The following is a 21267-nucleotide window of genomic DNA, read 5'->3' as shown; positions in this document are numbered from 1 at the left end:
CCTCACGGCGGTTCAGCCAGCGCTCTTTGATGTTTTCAGATTAGCCCAGCCTGTTGCGCAATGACCGCCCTGACCTAAGCTTGGGGCAAGGCCGAACACATTTGCGAAGCGTCACCGGAACGAACGCCGCAATGCGCAATCATTAGAGCGTGGATATCAAAAGGAGATGCGCATGCTCATCAGGTCACTGACCCTGGCTACCCTGCTGGCTGTTGCCAGCCCCTTGTTCGCCGCCGATGGCGATTCACCTCTGGATATAGACAAGGGCAGGGCCCGGCCGTTGATCGTGATCACGCGCAGCACCGTTGATCCTGTCTGGGTGAACCTGAAGAAATCCCTGGAAGATCCGGCCAACAAGCAGGGGGTCGCCCAGCGCAACATCAGGGTGTACAGCGTGTTGAACATGTCCGGTCAACTTGATGGCAAAGACCTTGGCCAACAGGACACCATGGCGCTGATCCGCGCGTTGAAACTCGGTGCCGGGGCGTTGCCGAAAGTGATTCTGGTGGGCAAGGACGGCGAGAAGAAACTCGAAAGCTCGGGGGAGGAATCGAAGTCGGTCGACCTGAAAAAAATCTTCGAAACTGTTGACGCCCTGCCGGTGGCCGAGCAGGAAGCGGCTCCACCGGCCCCGCCACCGGTGGCCGCCGAGGCAGCCCCGGCCAAGGGCGCCAAGAATGCAAAACCCGCAAAACCGGCGAAGCCCGCCAAGCCGCCTGAGCAGCCGGATGATTGAATCGACGCATCAACGTTTTGGCGTATGATTTACCTGTGGGAACGAGCCGCCTCCAAGCGGCGTTTCGACGAAAGCGGTGTGTCAGGCAACATCAATGTCGGCCTCTTCGCGAGCAGGATCGCTCCCACCGGTGAGGGGTTTCAGATTACTTGCCCAGCGCTGTCAATATCGAATGAGCGATTTTGATCCGTTCCGGGTTTGGATAGTTCTTGTTGGCCAATATCACGATGCCGATGTCTTTCGACGGCACATAAGCCACATAAGCACCGAACCCGCCTGTCGAGCCGGTTTTATTGAACAGCACATTGTCCGTTGATGGCTGGGGTGGGTTCAGCCACTGGACGGTGTGGGCTTCCATGGCCATTGGCGTCGAGTTGCCGGCGAGCAGCTTTTCGAGGGTGACCGGATAGTGGTAGGCCTCCCAGCCCAGGCCCTGGGTCATGTCGCCGACGGTGTAGTAACCGCTGTGGGTGATCGCGATTGCTTGCTGCAATGGTTTTTCCAGCGTCGCCGGTTTCATGTTCGCTTCGACATAGCGAAGCATGTCTGCCGCGCTGGTCTTCACCCCGTATGCCTCGGAGTCCAGTGCTCCCGGCCCGACCCGTACAGGTTGGTCATCCTTGTTATAGCCCTGGGCGTAAAGTCCCGTTTGATCTTGGGGCACCTTGAGGAAGGTGTGCTTCAACCCGAGTTTCGGCAGCAGGGTTTTTTCCATCACGTCGTCAAATGGCGCACCCATGCTTTTCGCCGCCAAATAGCCGAACAGCCCCAGGCTCGGGTTTGAATATTGTCGATGGGTGCCGGCGGCATACGCCGGTTTCCACTGTTTGAAATAGTCGAGCATCTTGTCTGGCGCATCGGCCGAATCCGGAAATTGCAGGGGCAGGCCACCGGGTGTGTAGGTGCCCAGTTGCAGCACGCTGATGTCATCGAACGCGCTGCCCCGCAGTTGCGGCAGAACGTTGCTGGCCTTGTCGGATAACGACAGTTTGCCGCTGGCCACGGCGTAGGCGGCGAGGGTGGCGGTGAAGGTTTTGCTCACCGAGCCGATTTCAAACAGGGTGTTTTCGGAGACAGCCTTGTCGTTTTCCTTCGACGCTATACCGTAATTAAAGTAATGCGCCTGGCCGTTGAGGGTGATGGCAATCGCCACGCCGGGGATCTTCTGTTGTTGCATTACCGGTTGGATGGCGGCGTCGACGATGACCTTGATGCGGTCGTCAGCCATGCACTGGCTGGCACCGAGGAGCAGGGCCAGGGCGCCGTAGCGTGTGAATTTGTTCAGGTATTTATCAGGCATGACTGAGTCACTTCCATGAGTATTCAGGGTGTTGGTCGAACGGCTTTGCGATTCGGGTCGCAGATGAGCGAAGCAAATCTATGCAGTCTGCCAAGATTGGACAACCGATGATATTTTGCATGAGCCATTAGAAAAATTTGGGAGTTGGCATGATCCGGCCGCAATTACCGCTTAACGCACTGCGCGCCTTCGAGGCTTCGGCGCGGCACTTGAGTTTTACCCGGGCGGCGGTGGAGTTGTGCGTCACGCAGGCGGCAGTGAGTCATCAGGTCAAAGGTCTTGAATCTCAATTGGGCGTGACCCTGTTCAAACGCTTGCCCCGCGGGCTGATGCTGACCCGCGAAGGGGAAACCCTGTTGCCGGTGTTGCGCGAGTGCTTCGACCGCATCGCCGAAACGCTGGAATGTTTTGAAGGCGGGCATTTTCGCGAGGTGTTGACGGTCGGGGCGGTGGGGACCTTTGCGGTGGGTTGGTTGTTGCCGCGACTGGCGGACTTCCAGGCGAAACATCCGTTTATGGATTTGCGCCTGTCGACCCATAACAATCGGGTGGATGTCGCCGCCGAGGGGCTGGATTACGCCATTCGTTTTGGCGCGGGAGCGTGGCATGGCATTGAAGCGGTGCGGGTGATCGAGGCGCCGCTGTCGGTGTTGTGCGTGCCCGGGATTGCCCGGCAAATGAAATCGCCGAACGATCTTTTGCGGCAGACGCTGTTGCGCTCGTACCGCACGGACGAGTGGCCCGAGTGGTTTCAGGCTGCCGGGCTTTCGACGCTGGGCCCTTCGCCGAGGAGCATTGTCTTCGACTCGTCACTGGCGATGATGGAGGCTGCTTTGCAAGGTGCAGGTGTGGCGCTGGCGCCGCCGTTGATGTTTTCGCGGCAATTGGCGGCAAATATGATCGAGCAGCCTTTCCCGATTCATATCACCACCGGTAGCTACTGGCTGACCCGTTTGCAGTCGCGACCGGAAACGTCGGCGATGACGGTATTTCGCGAATGGCTGCTGCAAACGGTACAGATGAATTAACTGACTCAACACCTGTGGGAGCGAGCAGGTTCGCTCCCACAGGGATGTTCAGTGATCCCGTCCTTAGCGCACCAGGCACGGCCGCTTGTTATCGAACGTCCACCCCGGAATCAGAAACTGCATGGCCACGCTGTCATCCCGTGCACCCAGTCCCATGCCTTTGTACAGCTCATGGGCCTTGGCCAGTTGGTCCATATCCAACTCGACTCCCAATCCCGGCTTTTGTGGCACTTGCACGCAGCCGTCGACGATTTGCAGCGGAGCCTTGGTCAGGCGCTGGCCGTCCTGCCAGATCCAGTGGGTGTCGATGGCGGTGATTTCACCCGGTGCGGCGGCCGCGACGTGGGTGAACATCGCCAGGGAAATGTCGAAGTGGTTATTGGAATGCGATCCCCAGGTCAGGCCCCACTCGTGGCACATCTGCGCGACCCGCACCGAACCCTGCATCGTCCAGAAGTGCGGATCGGCCAATGGGATGTCCACCGATTGCAACTGGATCGCGTGGCCCATTTCCCGCCAGTCAGTGGCGATCATGTTGGTGGCGGTTTTCAGGCCGGTGGCACGGCGGAACTCAGCCATGACTTCGCGGCCCGAATAACCGTGTTCCGCGCCGCAGGGGTCTTCGGCGTAGGCCAGTACGTGATGCTGGTCCCGACACAACCGGATCGCTTCTTTCAGCGACCATGCACCATTCGGATCCAGGGTGATGCGCGCATCGGGAAAACGTTCCACCAGGGCGGTGACTGCTTCGATTTCGGCATCGCCACTGAGCACACCACCCTTGAGCTTGAAGTCCTTGAAGCCATACCGCGCATGGGCGGCTTCGGCGAGGCGCACCACGGCGTCGGTGGTCATGGCTTTTTCGTGACGCACGCGGAACCAGTCGTTGTCGGCGTCCGGTTCGCTGCGGTAGGCCAGATCCGTTTCGTTGCGATCACCGACATAAAACAGATAACCGAGCATCTTCACTTCATTACGTTGCTGACCTTCACCGAGCAGGGCGGCCACTGGCACGTCCAGATGCTGGCCGAGCAAATCGAGCAGCGCGGCTTCTAGGCCGGTGACGGCGTGAATGGTGATGCGCAGGTCGAAGGTCTGCAAACCGCGTCCGCCGGCATCGCGGTCGGCGAAGGTCTGGCGCACCTGGTTGAGTATCTTCTGATAGGTGCCGATCGGGCTGCCGACCACCAGGCTGCGGGCGTCTTCGAGGGTCTGGCGAATGCGTTCGCCGCCCGGTACTTCGCCGACGCCGGTGTGGCCGGCGTTGTCCTTGAGGATCACGATGTTGCGGGTGAAAAACGGGCCGTGGGCGCCGCTCAGGTTGAGCAGCATGCCATCGTGGCCGGCCACTGGAACAACCTGCATGCTGGTGATGATCGGGGCTTTGGCGGCTTCTTGTGCGGTCATTTTCTTATCCTTTGAGAACTTGTGTTCAGGCGTGATGCTTCAGGCGTGATGGCTCGCTGGTTTGCCCGGTGCAATGGCGGAGGCGGCCTTGGGTTTGTTGCGGGCGGCGAAGACGATGATCGCAGCGATGATCGAGGTGGCGGCCAAACCATACAGCCCGCCCTGAATGGAGCCGGTGCGTTCTTCGAGCAGGCCGAAAGTGGTCGGCGCGACGAAGCCGCCAAGGTTGCCCACCGAGTTGATCAGCGCGATGACGCCCGCGGCGATGCGTGCATCCAGATAAGCCTGGGGAATCGGCCAGAACAGCGATGACGCCGATTTGAAACCCAGCGCGGCAAAGCAGATTGCCACGAAGGCGAAAATCGGCCCGCCTGTGGTGGACATGAACATCCCGGCAGCGGCGATCAGCAGGGCGACGGCGACCCAGGCTTGCTGGTGCTTCCACCTGGCCGACAGCGAAGCGAAGGTATACATGCCGACAATCGACAGCAGCCATGGAATCGAGTTGAACATCCCGACCTGGAAGTCGCTCAGGTCGCCCATCTTCTTGATGATGCTCGGCAGCCAGAAGGTCGCGGCGTAGATGGTCAGCTGGATGAAGAAGTAGATCACGCAGAACAGGATGATCTGCCGGTCCTTGAGCAATGTGCCCAGTGACGGCTTGATCGGCGTCGCCGCTTCGCGAGCAAGCTGTTCGTCGTCGATGGCCTTGACCAGTGCGTCCTGCTCGTCGCGGGTCAGCCATTTGGCGTCGTGGGGTTTGGAGTCCAGCCAGAACCAGACGAAGGCGCACAAGCCCACCGAGAACATGCCCTCGATGAAGTACATCCATTGCCAGCCGTGCATGCCCAGGCCGCTGATTTGCAGAAGCAGGCCGGACAAGGGGCCGGAGATCAGCGAGGCAATCGCCGAGCCGCTGAGGAAAATCGCAATCGCCTTGCCGCGCTCCACCCCGGGCAGCCAGCGGGTGAAGTAGTAGATCACCCCGGGAAAGAAGCCGGCTTCGGCTACACCCAGCAGAAATCGCAGGATGTAGAAGTGGGTTTCGTTCTGGATGAACGCCATGCCCGCCGCCACCAGGCCCCAGGTCAGCATGATGCGGGTCAGCCAGATGCGTGCACCGACTTTTTGCAGAAGGATGTTGGAGGGCACTTCGAACAGCGCGTAGCCGATGAAGAACAGGCCGGCACCAAGGCCGTAGGCGGCAGCGCCGATGCCCAGGTCGTGTTCCATGTGGGCGCGGACGAAGCCGATGTTCACGCGGTCGATGTAGTTGACGATGAACATGATGACGAACAGCGGCAAGACGTGGCGTTTGACTTTCGAGATAGCGGACTTCAGCGCCGAATCAGCGCCATTGTCTATCCCTGAGATGGATGTATTCACTGCGTTTTCTCCCACTCGTTATTTTTATGCGGGGTGTGACAAGGTGTTGCGTTGTTGATAGACATCATACAACTAGATTTTTTCGATCTGCAACCGTCTTTGTCCAACACAATCGCCATAATTTGCAGGTTTGTTATGCTGTTTGTGGTTTTTCATCACCTAAGATTTAGGTGTTTTTGCGGAATTTGTTGAGTGTTGTCATACAAGTATGCGCTGTTTTCTTGAGATTCCGGACGAGCGCAGTGCTACGATTCCGATAGCTCTGCCTTTGGATGATCGCCATGCAAGAAAACCTCGACGCACCTGCCCGCAAGCGCAGTCACAATCTGGCCCACGACCTGGTGGACAAGTTGACCCAGAGCATCTTGCTCGGGCAGATGTCGCCTGGCGACAAGCTGCCGTCGGAGAACTCGATCGTTCAGGAACACGGGGTGAGCCGCACCGTGGTGCGCGAGGCGATCTCCAAATTGCAGGCCTCCGGGCTGGTGGAGACCCGTCATGGCATCGGCACCTTTGTGCTGGAGCGGGCACCGGAGCAGGGGCTACGGTTGAATGTCGATACGGCGCTGGGGGTACGCAGCATCCTGGAGCTTCGCATGGGCCTGGAAACCCAGGCGGCAGCGCTGGCCGCGGTCCGTCGGACCGATCAACACGTGGCGCAGATGCGCCAAGCGCTGGACGACTATCAAAGCCTGCTGGCCAACAACGACAGTTGCGTCGAAGCCGACCGGCGCTTTCATCTGCTGATTGCCGAAGCCACCGGCAATCTGTGCTTCACCGAGATCATGCAACACCTGGGCAGCGCCATGATTCCGCGCACCCGGGTCAATGCGGCGGAGCGCGGCGCAGTGGATTTGAGCAAGCTCGGGCAACTGGCCAACCTCGAACACGAGGCGATCCTCAACGCCATCAAGCGCCAGGACCCGGACGCGGCGCGGGCGGCGATGTGGCTGCATCTGACCAACAGCCGGGACCGGTTTTCGCTGTAGGAGCGAGCTTGCTCGCGATGGCGGTGTGTCAGGCTGCACCAATGTTGAATGTGTCGGCCTCTTCGCGGGCAAGCCCGCTCCCACAGGATTGTGTCGGACACATAATTCTGGTCTGACACAAAACCTGTGGGAGCGTGGCTTGCCCGCGAAGAGGCCAGATGCCTCAACACAAAACAATGATCAGACACGAACCACCTGCACCGCTGGCCTGCGTTCCAGATTCAACGCCAGCACACTGATCAACACCACCACCGCACCCACCGCCACCATCAATGTCGGTCGTTCACCCAGCCCCACGGACGCCATCGCCATCGCCGTCGGCGGCACCAGATACAACGTCATCGTCGCCCGGCTCAGGTCCACATGCGCCAGCACATAAGCCCAGGCCAGGTACGCCAGGGCACTCGGGAAAATCCCCAGGGCAGCGACCGCAAACTGCACGCGCAGGGGGGCGTTGGCCACTTGATCCGCCAGCCCGGGCAAGAAAATCAACAGCAGCGCCGTGCCGGACCAGACCGTGTAGCACACCAGCGTCAACCCGTCGTAACGCCCGGTGTGATGCTTTTGCAGGGCGAAGTAAAGACTCCAGGACAACGCCGCCAACAGGATCAACAAGCCGTGGACATCGATACTGCCCAGGCCACGGTCGCCTGCCACCACAATCACCACACCGATCAATCCCAGGATCACGCAGCCCCAGCGCCACAGGCTCACCCGATCCTTGAACACGAAGCGCGCCAGCAACGTACTGAACAGGGGCGTCGACTGTGCCAGCACACTCGATGCACCGGCGCTGACGCCCTGCTGGCCGAAATTGATCGCCACGTGATGCAGGCTTACCGCAAAGAAACCCAACGCCATCAGCAGGGGCACATCGCGCAGTTTCGGCAGACGAATACCCCTGAACACCGCGACCACGGCCATGAACAGCGATGCCAGCAAAAAGCGCAGCAACGCCAGGTGCACCGGGTCGTAGGTTTGCAAGCCGATGTGGATACCGGTCGGAGAATAACCCCAGCAGGCCACCACGAAGGCCATGGCCAGGATGATTTTCAAGGGAGAACCGGAGGAGGGCGTGAGTAGATTCATGGTCGTGCACCGAGAGGCAGGTGCGTTGAGTATCAGAACTCGAATCGTTCGCCACAACTGACTTATACTGCGTAAACCATTCACTTTGAGTGATGTATATGGAGCTGGCCCAGATTCGAATGTTCAAGACCGTGGCCGAGGTGGGCAGCATCGCCCGTGCCGCCGAGTTGCTGCATTGCGTGCCTTCGAACATCACGGCGCGCATCAAGGCGCTGGAAGCGGAGTTGGGCGTCGCGCTGTTTCTGCGTGAGGGTCGCGGGCTGCGCATCAGCCCGTCGGGGCAGACTTTTCTGGCCTATGCCTCGAAAATTCTGGCCCTGACTGCGGAAGCCAAACGCGCGGTGGACCCGTCAGCCGAACCGTCCGGGCCGTTGCGCATCGGCGCCATCGAGTCTTCGGCCACCGGTCGCTTGCCGCGCTTGCTGGCGAAATTCCATAAGCGTTTCCCGGCGGTGGCGCTGGAGTTGACCACCGGTACCTGGGGCCAGTTGCTGGATGACACCCTGAGCCATCGCCTCGACGGCGCCATCGTTGCGGTGGATGTCGAGCGCTCGCACCTCAAGCGCACGCCGATGTACCGCGAAGACCTGCTGCTGATTGCCTCGACATCACTCGGGCCGGTGCGCGATATGGCGGATTTGCACGACAAGACCGTGTTCATGTGGCCCCAGGGGTGTCCGTATCGGGCGGCGCTGGAGCATTGGCTGTTACGCCAGGGGCAGGCACTGCCGATTGTCAGCCTGGCCAGTTACGGCGCGATTGTCGGCTGCGTCAGCGCCGGGGCGGGGGTGGCGCTGGTGCCCAAGGGCGTGTTCGATCAGTACGCCAGGGGCGCGGGTTGCGTGGGGTACGAATTCCCTGAGCTGACCGCTATCGACAACCTGTTCTACTGGCATGAAAACGCCGGGGTGCACCCGGCGCGGGAAGCGTTTGTGGCGATGTTGCGTGAGGAGTTCGCGTAGCTTTTTTCTGTGGGAGCGAGCCTGCTCGCGAAAGCGATTTAACATTCAACAATGATGTTGGCTGGAAGTCAGGCTTCGCGAGCAGGCTCGCTCCCACAGGGATTGTTAAGTTGCGTTCACATCCCGCATCAACAACCCAAACCGCAGATCCACCGCATCCGGAATCGGCAGATACACCGTATGCCCATCCCCCGGCGCCACGTCGATGGGCTCACCTTTGGCGTTTTGCAGTTGATGCAGATCGAAGTGGAAGTTGCCTTTAGGCGTCATCAGTTCCATGTGATCGCCCAGGGCGAAGCGGTTTTTCACCTTCACCTCGGCCAACCGTTCCCGCCGTTCGCCGGTCAGTTCGCCGACAAACTGTTGCCGTTCCGATACCGAGCTGCCGTTCTGGTAGTTCTGGTACTCGTCATGCACATGCCGCCGCAGGAAGCCTTCGGTGTAGCCGCGCTGGGCGAGGGATTCCAGGTCGGTCATGAGGCTGCGGTCAAACGCGCGGCCGGCCACTGCGTCATCGATCGCACGGCGATAGACCTGCGTGGTTCGTGCGCAATAAAAGTGTGATTTGGTCCGCCCCTCGATTTTCAAGGAGTGCACGCCCATCCGGGTCAGGCGCTCGACATGCTGCACGGCGCGCAGGTCCTTGGCGTTCATGATGTAGGTACCGTGCTCGTCTTCGAAGGCCGGCATCAGTTCGCCCGGACGATTGGCTTCTTGCAACAGGAAAACTTGCTCGGTGGGCGCGCCGAGACCCAGGGTCGGTTCCGGCTGGCAGTGCTGGACGATTTCGCCGAGCTGATTTTCCGTGGCTTCCTGCGCCGAATACTTCCAGCGGCAGGCATTGGTGCAACTGCCCTGATTGGCATCGCGTTTGTTGATGTAGCCCGACAACAGGCAGCGGCCGGAGTAGGCCATGCACAGCGCGCCATGGACGAACACCTCCAGCTCCATCGCCGGGACTTGTTGGCGGATTTCGCCAATTTCTTCCAGGGACAGTTCCCGCGACAGGATGATCCGGCTCAAACCCTGCTGCTGCCAGAACTCGACGCTCGCCCAGTTCACCGTGTTGGCTTGCACCGAGAGGTGAATCGGCATCTGCGGGTAGTGTCGACGCACCAGCATGATCAGGCCGGGGTCGGACATGATCAGGGCATCGGGCGCCATGGCGATGACGGGCGCCAGGTCTTTGAGGAAGGTCTTGAGCTTGGCGTTGTGCGGCGCGATGTTCACCACCACATAAAAGCGCTTGCCCTGAGCCTGTGCCTCGTCAATGCCAAGAGCCAGGGTGGCATGGTCGAATTCGTTGTTGCGCACTCGCAAGCTGTAGCGCGGTTGGCCGGCGTACACGGCATCGGCACCGTAGGCGAAGGCATAGCGCATGTTTTTCAGGGTGCCGGCAGGGGCGAGCAGTTCGGGGGCAATGAGCTTCATGGCGGGTCGATCGCAAAAGTCGTCGAGGGTAAACACCTTGTCCCGAGGGTTTATTGATCTGGATCTATGCTTGATGAACAAACGGATGGCACTCGCGCGAGCCGTGGCGGCCTAAGCATCAGGACGCAATTCTGCGTCCCGGCGCACTGGCATGGATCGGACATGAACGAAGAAAAACTGCAAGACAAATCCCTGACGGTTCTGCTGGGTGTGGTGAGCATCGCTTTTGTCTGGATTCTGCTGCCGTTTTACGGCGCGGTGTTCTGGGCGGTGATCCTCGGCATCCTCTTTGCGCCCCTGCAGCGTCGACTGCAATTGAAATTCGCCTGGGAACGCAACATCACGTCATTGCTCACCCTGAGCATCTGTCTGGTGATTGCGATTCTGCCGGTGATTGTCCTCAGTTTCTTTCTGGTTCAGGAGGGCGCAGCGGTTTACAAAAGCATTGAAAGCGGCGAGCTGGACATCGCCGGTTATGTGGCGCAGTTCAAGCACAGTCTGCCGCCTTACTTCCAGCATTTGATGGATCGCTTCGGCCTGGGTGGGTTGGAGGGGATGCGGGAGAAAATCATCAAGAGCGCGGTGGCAGGGGGGCAAGTGTTGGCGAGCCAGGCTTTCAGTTTCGGCCAGGGAACCTTCGAGTTCATCATCAGTTTTTTCATCATGCTCTACCTGTTGTTCTTTTTTCTGCGCGACGGCGCGGAACTCGCACGCCAGGTGCGCGCGGCGGTGCCGCTGGAAGAACAGCAGAAGCGTCGTTTGCAGCTCAAGTTCAATCGCGTGGTCAGGGCCACGGTAAAAGGCAACCTGCTGGTGGCGATCACGCAGGGCGCATTGGGCGGTTTGATTTTCTGGTTTCTGGACATCCCCAGCGTATTGCTCTGGGCGGTGTTGATGGCATTTTTGTCGCTGTTGCCGGCGGTGGGCGCAGGGATTGTCTGGGCGCCCGTGGCGGCATTTTTCCTGTTTACGGGGGCGATCTGGCAGGGGGTGGTGCTGGGGCTGTTCGGGGTGTTCGTGATCGGGCTGGTGGATAACGTGCTGCGCCCGATACTGGTGGGCAAGGATACGAAGATGCCGGACTACCTGATCCTGATCTCGACCCTCGGCGGCCTGGCGGTTTTCGGGCTCAACGGATTTGTCATCGGACCATTGATTGCCGCGTTGTTCATGTCGAGCTGGGACATTTTCCTTGAAACCAGACCGCGGGTTCAGCTGCCTTAGGCGTTGAGTTTGCCTGTCTGGCCCGCGCTGACGCGCTGCGACATCGCCTGGGCGGCGGGTAGTGAAGTGAGCGGGCCGCTGATCGGTTCGCCGTCCAGTACCAGATACCAGCAGGCAAGCAGGCCCGATTCCCTGAGGGATGCGGGGACGGCGCTGCCGATTACGGACATGATCTGAACCTGAGACATCATAAGTACCTCCATCAATCTATGGAGCTACCTTACGGGGCGGCCGATTTTTCCGACAATCACCGTTTTCGATAGTGGTCATTGATGTCGTTGAGGCCAACTGGCCGTCTGTCGCTCAGTCGACCACCTGATCGAGCATATGGACCACTTCCTGCTCGTTGAGCAGACCTTTGCGCACCAGGTTTTGCGTCAGCAGCGAGAGAAACTTGGCGCTGCGATGACCTTCCAGGTGCTTGAGTTCGGTCAGGGCGTTGTACACCTTGCTGGAGGTGCATAGACCGACAATGCGGTGCGGGTTCTGCGTGGGCATGAGGGCGTCCTTGTTGTTATCAACCTGTTGTTGGCGGACAGGTTCAAGCTTGCGGTGCTGACATGACATAAATATGACTGTTTCCCCAATGGCAGGGGCGAGTCAATCTTGCCCGCTTGAACAGCCGATGCTGTCCCGATAACGACACTGACGAGATTTATCCAGACGCGGGCCGACGAACGGCTGACATCTGTAGGAGCGAGCTCTGCTCGCGATGGATGTGAACGATAACGCGTGCATGGCGGGTGTACGCGGCGCTCTCGGGACCATCGCGAGCAAGCTCGCTCCTACAAAGGCGGGGCCATGATGCGTCTGTCACCAGCGGCCATAGCCGCGGGGAGGGCCGTAGTAGCCGCGTGGCGGGCCGTAATAACCACGGGGTGGTCCATAGTAGACCGGTGCCGGACGGTAGTAGATCGGTTGTTGCACGTACACCGGCGCCGGCTGGTAATAAACCGGAGGAGGCGGTGCGTAGTAAACAGGAGGGGGTGGGGCATAGACCGGTTGTGGCGCGACATACACCGGCCGGTTGGCGTTGATCAGGGCGGAGCCGACGATGGCCGTACCCACAATCGCCCCGAATACCGCCGCGTCATTGCCACCACCATGGGCTTGCGCTTGCCCTGTGATAGCCAGAGCACCAATCAGCAAGGCAACTGTGGGGATTTTACGGATCATGATAGTTCCTCGGTTCATCGCCCCCGGCGCTTGTGTCTGCAATAGGCCCAAGGATTGTCGCGGGGATACTTCTAAGACAGCTTTTTTTTGAGAATCAGCACAGCCGTTGGGTAAATTTTGTGTAAGGTCTGTACCGGCTTGCTGACGGTCGAACGAGGCCGTGTGCAGGCATGGAATCATGATCAAACAGAACAGGTCGGCCGGCTGTTTCCGTCCATCCGAAAGTGTATTGCAAGGAGATCCGCATGCAGATGAACCCGAACAAAGACACCCAGCTGTGCATGTCCCTCTCCGGGCGCCCCGGGAACTTTGGCCTGCGATTTCACAATCATCTGTATGAGCAATTGGGGCTGAATTTTTATTACAAGGCGTTCAGCAGTCAGGACTTGCCGGGGGCGGTGGGCGGCATTCGCGCCTTGGGTATTCGCGGCTGCGGCGTGTCCATGCCATTCAAGGAAGCCTGCATAGCCCTGGTCGATGAGCTGGACGCCTCGGCCGCCGCCATCCAGTCGATCAACACCATCGTCAACACCAACGGCCACCTCAAGGCCTACAACACCGATTACATCGCCATTGCCCGGTTGCTGGACACCCACGCGGTGCCCAAGGACACCACGTTTGCCCTGCGCGGCAGCGGCGGCATGGCCAAGGCCGTTGCCAGTGCCTTGCGCGACGGTGGCTACAAGAACGGCTTGATCGTGGCCCGGAACGAGCGCGCCGGCCGTGCCCTGGCCGAATCCCTGGACTACCCATGGCAAGCCGAGCTGGGCTCGCGGCGTCCGCAAATGCTGGTCAATGTCACTCCGGTCGGCATGGATGGCGGGCCGGAGGCGGGTCAACTGGCGTTCGAGGCAGATGTCATCAAAGCTGCGGGTATTGTCTTCGATGTGGTGGCGATTCCTTCGGAAACCCCGCTCATCGTGCGGGGACGTGCCGAGGGTAAGCAGGTGATTACCGGGCTGGAAGTGATTGCGATCCAGGCGCTGGAGCAGTTTGTGTTGTACACCGGCGTGCGGCCGACGGAGGAGCAGTTTCGGGCGGCGGTGGCGTTTGCGCGGGGGTGATCTTCAGGTTATTTGCCGACCTGACTGACGGCTTCGCGAGCAGGCTCGCTCCCACAGGGATTTGTGGCGCTCACATAACCTGTGGGAACGAGCCTGCTCGCGAAAGCGGCGACTCGGTCTCGCAGGTGCTCCTCGGCTTATACTGCTGGCCAGCAAGCAAAGACTTGCCCTCCAACAACAATCACCGTGACCGAGGTTCCCATGCACCCCGCGATTCTCAATCTGGATCAGGTCGAGTTAGAACCACTGCCCGAAGAATTTGCCCCGACCGGAGAAACCGCCGGTCGCTATCAACAACGCATTGCGCGCATCGGTCAGCAACTGGGCGCACAGAAGCTCGGTTATCGCTTGTATGCGCTGGAGCCCGGCATGCGCGGCAGCCCGTTTCACAGCCACCGGGTCAATGAGGAAATGTTCTACGTCGTGGCCGGGGAAGGGGAGGTGCGTCTTGGCTCCGAGCGCTTTGCGATCCGCGCCGGTGACGTGATTGCCTGCCCGGCGGGTGGTCCGGAAAGGGCGCATCAGATCATCAATACCAGTAACGGCGAACTGCGTTACCTGGCGGTCAGCACCCAGCAATCACCGGACATCTGCGAATACCCGGATTCCGGAAAGTATGTGGTGATGGATGACTTCAAGGTCGACGCCGAGGGCAATGCCTCGGGATTCGTCGCCGTGGCCCGGCAGGGGGATGGGGTGGATTATTGGGAGGGGGAATAGTAACAGCGACTTCCAAGCCACTGTGGGAGCGAGCCTGCTCGCGAAAGCGGTCTGTCAGTCACATTAATGGTGTCTGATACTCCGCGTTCGCGAGCAGGCTCGCTCCCACAGTTGGATCGTGTCGCTATTCCAACCGTGCCAACCGCTCTTCCAACGCCGCAATCCGCGCTTCCAGCTCTTCGATCCGCTCGACCGAAACACCGCCGCCACTGCGCTCAACCGGGTTCTGCCGCGCGGCCAGAATCGCCTCGATATCCGCCGGATCACCCATGGCATGCATATAGCGGTCTTCCCGCTGTCCGGCCTGGCGTGGAATCAGCAGCGCCAGCCCCCGGGCAATCAACCGTTCAAGCTGATGCACGACCTGCTCGCTGTCTTCGAAATCATGCATGCGCCCGCTGCGGGTCAGCAGTTCATTGACGGTTTGCGGGCCGCGCAGGTACAGCAACCCCATCAGAATCACCTGCGCTGGCACCAGCTCCAGGGCCTTGTCGACCTTATGCTCCCAGCGATCGGCGCGGCTGCCCATCACCAGTTTGGTGAAGCCGCGTCCTTCAAGCGCGCGCAGGCTCTGGCCGACCTGACCCTGGGTCAGGTTCATCACCGGTTCGCGACTGGTTTTCTGATTGCAGGCAATTACCAGCGCATTGAGGGTCAGCGGATAGGTTTCCGGGCTGGTGGCCTGTTTCTCGATCAACGAACCCAGAATGCGGATTTCCGTGCTGTTGAGGCGCGGTTCGTCGAAGGTCTGTTGTTGTTCAGTGCTCATCGCGCTTTTCCCTATGCAGTCGAAGCATGCCATCGAAGCCGCCTAGCCTAATCCTTGCAGGATAAAAGACAAGCCGCAGGAGGGGCGGGCATGGCTATAATCGGCCGACGTTTCCCTCCTGTCATCACATGAGACTGCCATGACCATTTCCCTGTACGACGCTTCCGTTCCTGTTTTCCAGCAAATGCTCAACGCCCTGAGCGACGTGCTGAAAAAGGCCGAGGCCCATGCCGCCGCCAAGAACATCGATCCGAACGCCTTCCTGCAAGCTCGCCTGTACCCGGATATGTTCCCGTTGGTGCGCCAGGTGCAGATCGCGGTTGATTTCAGCAAAGGTGTATCCGCGCGTCTGGCCGAGATCGAATTGCCGAAATACGACGACACCGAAACCACCTTCGCCGAACTGCAAGCGCTGATCGCCAAGGTGCTGGCGTTCATCGGCGAGATCAAACCGGAGCAGATCAACGGCAAGGAAGGCATCGAAATCGTGACCCGTCCGGGCACGCCTAAAGAGAAGCGCTTCTCCGGCCAGGCTTACTTGCTGACCTACGGCTTGCCGCAGTTCTTCTTCCACGTCACCACGGCTTACGCACTGCTGCGTCATAACGGCGTGGAAGTGGGCAAGCGCGATTACATGGGCGCGTTCTAAACCTCCCGGAGTTCCTGTAGGAGCGAGCTTGCTCGCGATGGTCGTCAACGATAACGCGAGCTGTCTGATTGCCCGCGGTGTCTGGTCGATCATCGCGAGCAAGCTCGCTCCTACAGGGTTGGCTGTCACGCCAATCGCTGTGTCTTTTGTTCTTCACCCAGGCAAGCCGCCGCCGTGAACAGCACATCGGTCGAAGAATTCAACGCGGTCTCCGCCGAATCCTGCAGCACACCGATGATGAAACCGACCGCCACCACCTGCATGGCGATTTCGCTCGGGATGCCGAACAGGCTGCACGCCAGCGGGATCAGCAGCAGCGAACCACCGGCCACGCCCGAGGCACCACAGGCGCAAATGGCTGCGACGACGCTCAGCAGAATGGCCGTTGGAATGTCCACGGCAATGCCCAGCGTGTGCACCGCCGCCAACGTCAGCACGGTGATGGTGATAGCCGCTCCGGCCATGTTGATGGTGGCGCCGAGCGGGATCGACACCGAGTAAGTGTCTTCGTGCAGGCCCAGACGTTTGCTCAACTCAAGGTTGACCGGAATGTTCGCCGCCGAACTGCGGGTGAAAAACGCGGTGATACCGCTTTCCCGCAAGCACATCAACACCAGTGGATACGGGTTGCGGCGCAGTTTCCAGAACACGATGACCGGGTTCATCACCAGGGCCACGAACAGCATGCAGCCCAGCAACACGGCGAGCAGTTGCGCATAACCGATCAAGGCGCCGAAGCCGGACGTCGCGAGGGTCGAGGCCACGAGGCCGAAAATCCCCAGCGGTGCAAAGCTGATCACCAGACGCACAATCACCGTCACGCCGTTGGACAAGTCACCCAGCACCTCGCGCGTGGTGTCACCGGCATGGCGAATGGCGACGCCCATGCCGATGGCCCAGGCCAGAATGCCGATAAAATTGGCGTTCATCAGTGCGCTGACCGGGTTGTCGACCACGCTGAGCAACAGGCTTTGCAGCACTTCGCTGATGCCACCTGGTGCGGTGACGGCTACGTCTTGGGTCGAGAGGACCAGGCTCGATGGGAACATCATGCTGGCAACCACCGCGACCACGGCGGCAGCGAACGTGCCCAGCAGATACAGAAACAGGATCGGCCGGATGTGGGTTTCCTGGCCGTGCTTGTGGTTGGCGATCGACGCCATGACCAGCACGAACACCAGAATCGGCGCGACCGCCTTCAGGGCGGACACGAAGACTTTGCCAATGAAGGCGGTGGACTTCGCCGCTTCAGGCGCAATCAGGGCCAGGCCAATCCCGGCGATCAAGCCAATGATGATTTGTGTGACCAGGCTGGTGCGTTTCAGGCGTTGCAATAGCGAAGGGGATGAAGCGGTCATGAACGGCATCTCTGATTTTTTATAAATGCATGGTTTCGCAGGTTTGCAGCAAGAAACAGGGCAGGCCGCAGGCGGGAAACCGAAAGAGGGAACACGGGGCTAATGCCGGCGCTGATTCCGGTGGCGAGGGAGCTTGCTCCCGCCGGGCAGCGAAACGGCCCCGACAAATGGGCCTGCTGTGCAGGCCAGCGGGAGCAAGCTCCCTCGCCACAAGGGCGCGGACTTTATCACAGCGGGGGCCCGATCCTTCAGCCCTGTGACGATCTGCCACCCAAATGTGCGGCGCAATGTGCAGGTTCATGCAACCGTGTGCGGAAACACTCTGTTAAGCTTCGCCATCCTCATTTTCATCTTTGCCAGTGGGCCTTCGGGCTATCGCTGGTGTCGTCGTTTTCTGGAGTTCTGCATGTTGTTGCCCATTCTTCTGTTGTCAGCCGCCGGTTTTACGGTGCTGACCACGGAATTCATCATCGTCGGCCTGTTGCCGGCCATTGCCCGAGACCTTGACGTCAGCATCCCGCAAGCGGGTTTGCTGGTGACCCTGTTTGCCTTTACCGTCGCCGCGTTCGGGCCGTTCCTCACGGCATATTTCGCCCGCTTCGAGCGGCGCAAGCTGTTTATCTCGGTGCTGATCATGATTGGCCTGGCCAACATCCTCGCGGCGCTGGCGCCGAACATCTGGGTGATGGCGCTTGCCCGGTTGATTCCGGCATTGGGCTTGCCGGTGTTCTGGTCACTGGCCAGTGAGACGGCGGTGGACATCGTCGGGCCGGATCAGGCCGGGCGCGCCGTGGCCAAGATTGGCTTTGGCATTGTTTGCGCCACGGTGTTCGGCATTCCGGTGGGTACGCTGATTTCCGATGCGTTCGGCTGGCGCAGTGCTTTCACCCTTCTGGCGTTGATCGCTTTTGCCAAGGCGTTGCTGCTGTTTATCTACCTGCCGAAAACCAGCCTGCATCAGCATCAAGTCAGCTTCCTCTCACAGTTCAAGATCCTGCGCAGCCCCTTGATGGTCGGGCACGTGCTGCTGTCGATCGTGGTGTTCAGCGGCATGTTCACCGCCTACACCTACCTGGCGGACATCCTTGAACGCCTGGCCGGATTCAACGGCACGGTGGTCGGCTGGTGCCTGATGGGTTTCGGCGCGGTCGGGCTGATCGGCAACTCGTTGGGTGGTCGCGCGGTGGATCGCCATCCGCTGCTAGCCTCGATGATGTTCTGCGCCTTCATGATTGCCGGCCTGGTGGCGTTGGTGCCGAACATTCATTCGCCCCTCGGACTGGCGGCGGCAATGGGCATCTGGGGTGTGACCCAGGCTGCGTTGTTCCTGGTCAGTCACGTGCGCCTGATGAAGGCTGCGCCTGAAGCGCCGGCATTTGCGGCGTCGCTGAACATCGCCGGGGGCAACCTGGGGATCGGCCTGGGCGCCATGATCGGCGGGCGCGTGATCGACAGTGTCGGCCTGCAAGGCCTTGGTTTCGCCGCGGCCGGCTTTATCCTGGCCTCGATCCTGTTGGCCATCGCGCTGATGACCTTCAAGCCCCGCGAAGTCTGCGTCTGAGGCGTCACAATTCGGTAAACAACTCGCGTCGGGCACCTTCGGTAATGGCGACAATGCCAGGGTGCTTGACCTTGCGTTCCACCGAAATGGCGTAGAACGACTCGCTCACCGCGTCGGTCTGGCCAATCACCTCTACGCCAAGTTGGCGTTTCACTTCATCGGCAATCACGCTCGGGCCAATGAAAATCCCGCTGCCGGATTGACCGAAAGCCTGCATCAATGCGCTGTCATCGAATTCGCCGACAATCTGCGGCTGGATCTGCTGCTCGGCGAACCAGCGTTGCAAGCGGCTGCGCACCACGGTTTCAGGCCCGGGAATCAGCAGGGGAGCGCCGTGCAGGCTGCGGGGAAAGTCCTGACCGTAGCGCGTCGCCAATTCGGCGGTGGCGAAGAAACTGATCCCGCATTCACCGAGTTTCTGGCTGTAGCCCTTGATGTCCAGGTGCGAGGGCATTGGGCTGTCGGAAATCACCAGGTCCAGGCGCTGGATCGCCAGATCGGCCAACAAACGTTCAAGCTTGTCTTCGCGACAAGTGATGCGCAGCGGCTCGCTCAGTTCCATGGTCGGTGCGATCAGCCGATAGACGATGGATTTGGGCACCACGTCGGCCACGCCGACCCGAAACAGAATCTGCTGTTCATTGGGTTGTGCCCGCAGCATCAATTCCAGTTCGCCGCCCAGCTGGAACATCTGCTCGGCGTAGGGCAGGGTCTGGCGGCCGGCTTCGGTGAGTTCAAGTTGCCGGCCGACCCGGCGAAACAGCTCGATGCCGTAGGTTTGTTCGAGCAGCGATATCTGCCCGCTGATCGTCTGGGGCGTCAGGTTCAGCTGCTCGCAGGCGCGGACAATGCTGCCGGTTTTGGCGACTACCCAGAAGTAATGCAGTTGTCGATAGTTGAGCATGATCATCTACAGTTCGTAAAAGTCGAAGTATAACCGCTGAAAATACGAATTTTCCTGAAGTGTTCATCTCCCTAGAATGCGTCGCTATCAACGGGCCATCGTAACGGTCCCGTTTGTTCTATCGAGGAAAACATCATGAAGCTTAAAACCACGGCTCTGCTGATTGCGTCTGTGCTGGTACTGGCCGGTTGTGATCAGGCCGAAAAAAGCGCTCAGCAACTGATGGGAAAGGCTGCCGAAAGTGCCAAGCAAGCCATCGACGACACCCACAAAGCTGCTGAGCAGGCGCTCAGCGAAGCCACGGGCGGGTTGATCAGCAAGAAAGAATCATCGGAAAAAGACGCGGATAAATCCGAATCTTCCTCCCAGGAAATCTAAACCGTCTTACAGCGAGTCAGGACTGACCCATGGAATACCTTTTACAACTAGCCGCCAGCCCCACCGCCTGGGTTGCCCTGGCCACCCTGGTAGTGATGGAGATCGTGCTCGGCATCGATAACCTGATCTTCATCTCGATCCTGACCAACAAACTGCCCGAGCAGCACCGGCAGAAGGCGCGGCGCATCGGTATCGGCATGGCACTGATCCTGCGACTCGGCCTGTTGAGCACCATCGCGTTCATCGTCCAGTTGACCGAGCCTGTGATCGACCTCTTCGGCCACGCGTTCTCCTGGAAAGACATGATCCTGATCGCGGGCGGCCTGTTCCTGTTGTGGAAAGCCACCACCGAAATCCATCACAGCATGGACCCGGCACCGGAAGATCCGAAGTCGGCGACTTCTACCGTGACTCTGGGCTTTGCCGCGGCGATCGGCCAGATCCTGATGCTGGACATGGTCTTCTCCATCGACAGCATCATTACCGCTGTCGGCATGACCGAGCATCTTCCGATCATGATCATTGCGGTGGTGGTGTCGGTACTGGTGATGTTGCTGGCGGCTGACCCGCTGGCCAAGTTCATCAACGACAACCCGACGGTGGTGATGCTGGCCCTGGGCTTCCTGATCATGATCGGCATGACGCTGATCGCTGAAGGCTTCGGCGCCCACGTACCGAAAGGTTACGTCTACGCTGCCATGGCGTTCTCGGCTGCGATCGAGGTGTTGAACATGATGTCCCGTCGGGCGAAGCACAAGCGTGTAACCGCTGACGCATAACTGGCGCTGAACGAAACGGCCGCCTGAACTCGCCAGAGTCCAGGTGGCCGTTTTTTTATGTGCGCTGGAAAATCGATCAGTGGGCGGAGGCGTGACGCGTGGCGGCTTTGTCGGATTTCACCAAGGGTGCCGGCCGGGCAGGGTGGTGATGGTGGCGGCGGGTAATGCGCAGAACCCCCCATAACATGGCGGCGGCGACGGCCAGCCAGCCGGAGATCAACATCACGATTGTCATTGTCAGGCTCATCGATGCCTCCTCTTTGCCCTGCAGCGGGCGCACACGCTTTGCAAGTGACAGTCTAGCCGCTGGTGTGTTGCAGGCTATTGACCGAAGGTCGACTGGGACCAACCAGTTCG

Annotated in this window: 23 protein-coding genes; 11 read left to right on the top strand and 12 right to left on the bottom strand. The window is 59.8% G+C overall.

Going from position 1 to position 21267, the window contains the following annotated elements:
- Window positions 1–172 precede the first annotated feature (172 nt).
- On the top strand, window positions 173–736 hold the full coding sequence (locus CKW21_RS04560; protein ID WP_095192813.1) for a DUF4174 domain-containing protein: 564 nt from the start codon (window positions 173–175) through the stop codon (window positions 734–736).
- Between the two features lie 145 nt (window positions 737–881).
- Here the strand turns inward: CKW21_RS04560 and ampC are convergent, their stop codons facing one another.
- Window positions 882–1964 carry a class C beta-lactamase gene (ampC, locus tag CKW21_RS04555; RefSeq protein ID WP_371917503.1) on the bottom strand — a complete coding sequence of 361 codons (1083 nt, stop codon included), beginning with the start codon at window positions 1962–1964 and terminating at the stop codon, window positions 882–884.
- 221 nt (window positions 1965–2185) lie between these two features.
- Here ampC and CKW21_RS04550 point away from each other — a divergent pair, with 221 nt between their 5' ends.
- The gene (locus CKW21_RS04550) at window positions 2186–3064 is read left to right on the top strand and encodes a LysR family transcriptional regulator (RefSeq protein ID WP_095192811.1); all 879 of its coding nucleotides are present in this window, start codon (window positions 2186–2188) and stop codon (window positions 3062–3064) included.
- 63 nt (window positions 3065–3127) lie between these two features.
- Here CKW21_RS04550 and gudD read toward each other — a convergent pair whose 3' ends face one another.
- Both gudD and CKW21_RS04540 read right to left on the bottom strand, forming a co-directional pair.
- Complete coding sequence (gudD, locus tag CKW21_RS04545; protein ID WP_095192810.1) at window positions 3128–4471, bottom strand: glucarate dehydratase; 1344 nt, start codon at window positions 4469–4471, stop codon at window positions 3128–3130.
- Between the two features lie 39 nt (window positions 4472–4510).
- Window positions 4511–5857, bottom strand: coding sequence for an MFS transporter (locus tag CKW21_RS04540; protein ID WP_095192809.1), 1347 nt, complete (start codon window positions 5855–5857; stop codon window positions 4511–4513).
- A gap of 281 nt (window positions 5858–6138) precedes the next feature.
- On the opposite strand from CKW21_RS04540, the gene CKW21_RS04535 reads away from it, so the two are divergent.
- A complete protein-coding gene (locus CKW21_RS04535; protein ID WP_095192891.1) occupies window positions 6139–6846 on the top strand; it encodes a FadR/GntR family transcriptional regulator in 708 nt (235 codons plus the stop codon).
- 180 nt (window positions 6847–7026) lie between these two features.
- Here CKW21_RS04535 and CKW21_RS04530 read toward each other — a convergent pair whose 3' ends face one another.
- A complete protein-coding gene (locus CKW21_RS04530) occupies window positions 7027–7935 on the bottom strand; it encodes a DMT family transporter (RefSeq protein WP_095192808.1) in 909 nt (302 codons plus the stop codon).
- A 98-nt stretch (window positions 7936–8033) separates the two neighbouring features.
- On the opposite strand from CKW21_RS04530, the gene CKW21_RS04525 reads away from it, so the two are divergent.
- The gene (locus CKW21_RS04525; protein ID WP_095192807.1) at window positions 8034–8897 is read left to right on the top strand and encodes a LysR family transcriptional regulator; all 864 of its coding nucleotides are present in this window, start codon (window positions 8034–8036) and stop codon (window positions 8895–8897) included.
- A gap of 105 nt (window positions 8898–9002) precedes the next feature.
- On the opposite strand, the gene yegQ is transcribed toward CKW21_RS04525, so the two are convergent.
- The gene (gene yegQ / locus CKW21_RS04520; protein ID WP_095192806.1) at window positions 9003–10328 is read right to left on the bottom strand and encodes a tRNA 5-hydroxyuridine modification protein YegQ; all 1326 of its coding nucleotides are present in this window, start codon (window positions 10326–10328) and stop codon (window positions 9003–9005) included.
- A gap of 162 nt (window positions 10329–10490) precedes the next feature.
- On the opposite strand from yegQ, the gene CKW21_RS04515 reads away from it, so the two are divergent.
- On the top strand, window positions 10491–11552 hold the full coding sequence (locus tag CKW21_RS04515) for an AI-2E family transporter (protein WP_095192805.1): 1062 nt from the start codon (window positions 10491–10493) through the stop codon (window positions 11550–11552).
- Here the strand turns inward: CKW21_RS04515 and CKW21_RS04510 are convergent.
- The 3 genes from CKW21_RS04510 to CKW21_RS04500 all read right to left on the bottom strand — a co-directional run bounded on the left by CKW21_RS04510 (window position 11549) and on the right by CKW21_RS04500 (window position 12728).
- Window positions 11549–11740 carry a hypothetical protein gene (locus tag CKW21_RS04510; protein WP_095192890.1) on the bottom strand — a complete coding sequence of 64 codons (192 nt, stop codon included), beginning with the start codon at window positions 11738–11740 and terminating at the stop codon, window positions 11549–11551. The two genes, CKW21_RS04515 and CKW21_RS04510, sit on opposite strands and share 4 nt — an antisense overlap.
- Window positions 11741–11855: 115 nt before the next feature.
- Window positions 11856–12050 carry a hypothetical protein gene (locus CKW21_RS04505; RefSeq protein WP_034149937.1) on the bottom strand — a complete coding sequence of 65 codons (195 nt, stop codon included), beginning with the start codon at window positions 12048–12050 and terminating at the stop codon, window positions 11856–11858.
- 315 nt (window positions 12051–12365) lie between these two features.
- Window positions 12366–12728 (bottom strand): hypothetical protein, encoded by a 363-nt coding sequence (locus tag CKW21_RS04500; RefSeq protein WP_095192804.1) that lies wholly within the window; start codon window positions 12726–12728, stop codon window positions 12366–12368.
- Between the two features lie 245 nt (window positions 12729–12973).
- Here CKW21_RS04500 and CKW21_RS04495 point away from each other — a divergent pair, with 245 nt between their 5' ends.
- Window positions 12974–13792, top strand: a complete 819-nt coding sequence (locus tag CKW21_RS04495; protein WP_095192803.1) for a shikimate 5-dehydrogenase — start codon at window positions 12974–12976, stop codon at window positions 13790–13792.
- A gap of 201 nt (window positions 13793–13993) precedes the next feature.
- Window positions 13994–14512, top strand: a complete 519-nt coding sequence (locus CKW21_RS04490; RefSeq protein ID WP_095192802.1) for a cupin domain-containing protein — start codon at window positions 13994–13996, stop codon at window positions 14510–14512.
- Window positions 14513–14636: 124 nt separating this feature from the next.
- On the opposite strand, the gene CKW21_RS04485 is transcribed toward CKW21_RS04490, so the two are convergent.
- Window positions 14637–15281, bottom strand: coding sequence for a YceH family protein (locus CKW21_RS04485; RefSeq protein WP_095192801.1), 645 nt, complete (start codon window positions 15279–15281; stop codon window positions 14637–14639).
- Between the two features lie 139 nt (window positions 15282–15420).
- Here CKW21_RS04485 and CKW21_RS04480 point away from each other — a divergent pair, with 139 nt between their 5' ends.
- Complete coding sequence (locus CKW21_RS04480) at window positions 15421–15930, top strand: DUF1993 family protein (protein WP_095192800.1); 510 nt, start codon at window positions 15421–15423, stop codon at window positions 15928–15930.
- Between the two features lie 125 nt (window positions 15931–16055).
- Here the strand turns inward: CKW21_RS04480 and sstT are convergent, their stop codons facing one another.
- Window positions 16056–17288, bottom strand: coding sequence for a serine/threonine transporter SstT (sstT, locus tag CKW21_RS04475; RefSeq protein WP_095192889.1), 1233 nt, complete (start codon window positions 17286–17288; stop codon window positions 16056–16058).
- Window positions 17289–17694: 406 nt separating this feature from the next.
- Here sstT and CKW21_RS04470 point away from each other — a divergent pair, with 406 nt between their 5' ends.
- Window positions 17695–18849 carry an MFS transporter gene (locus CKW21_RS04470; protein WP_095192799.1) on the top strand — a complete coding sequence of 385 codons (1155 nt, stop codon included), beginning with the start codon at window positions 17695–17697 and terminating at the stop codon, window positions 18847–18849.
- Between the two features lie 4 nt (window positions 18850–18853).
- Here the strand turns inward: CKW21_RS04470 and nhaR are convergent, their stop codons facing one another.
- Window positions 18854–19753, bottom strand: coding sequence for a transcriptional activator NhaR (gene nhaR / locus CKW21_RS04465; RefSeq protein WP_095192888.1), 900 nt, complete (start codon window positions 19751–19753; stop codon window positions 18854–18856).
- A 135-nt stretch (window positions 19754–19888) separates the two neighbouring features.
- Here nhaR and CKW21_RS04460 point away from each other — a divergent pair, with 135 nt between their 5' ends.
- Together CKW21_RS04460 and CKW21_RS04455 are read left to right on the top strand one after the other, a co-directional pair.
- Window positions 19889–20131, top strand: a complete 243-nt coding sequence (locus CKW21_RS04460) for a hypothetical protein (protein ID WP_095192798.1) — start codon at window positions 19889–19891, stop codon at window positions 20129–20131.
- Window positions 20132–20160: 29 nt separating this feature from the next.
- Entirely contained in the window at window positions 20161–20910 is a 750-nt protein-coding gene (locus tag CKW21_RS04455; protein WP_095192797.1) for a TerC family protein, read from the top strand.
- Window positions 20911–20986: 76 nt separating this feature from the next.
- Here CKW21_RS04455 and CKW21_RS04450 read toward each other — a convergent pair whose 3' ends face one another.
- Window positions 20987–21157 carry a hypothetical protein gene (locus CKW21_RS04450; RefSeq protein WP_170948626.1) on the bottom strand — a complete coding sequence of 57 codons (171 nt, stop codon included), beginning with the start codon at window positions 21155–21157 and terminating at the stop codon, window positions 20987–20989.
- Window positions 21158–21267 lie beyond the last annotated feature (110 nt).

This window comes from Pseudomonas sp. Irchel 3A7, from assembly GCF_900187565.1.
Taxonomy (GTDB): domain Bacteria; phylum Pseudomonadota; class Gammaproteobacteria; order Pseudomonadales; family Pseudomonadaceae; genus Aquipseudomonas.
The sequence above is the reverse complement of the archived record's forward strand: the minus strand, read 5'-3'. Positions and strand labels throughout refer to the sequence as shown.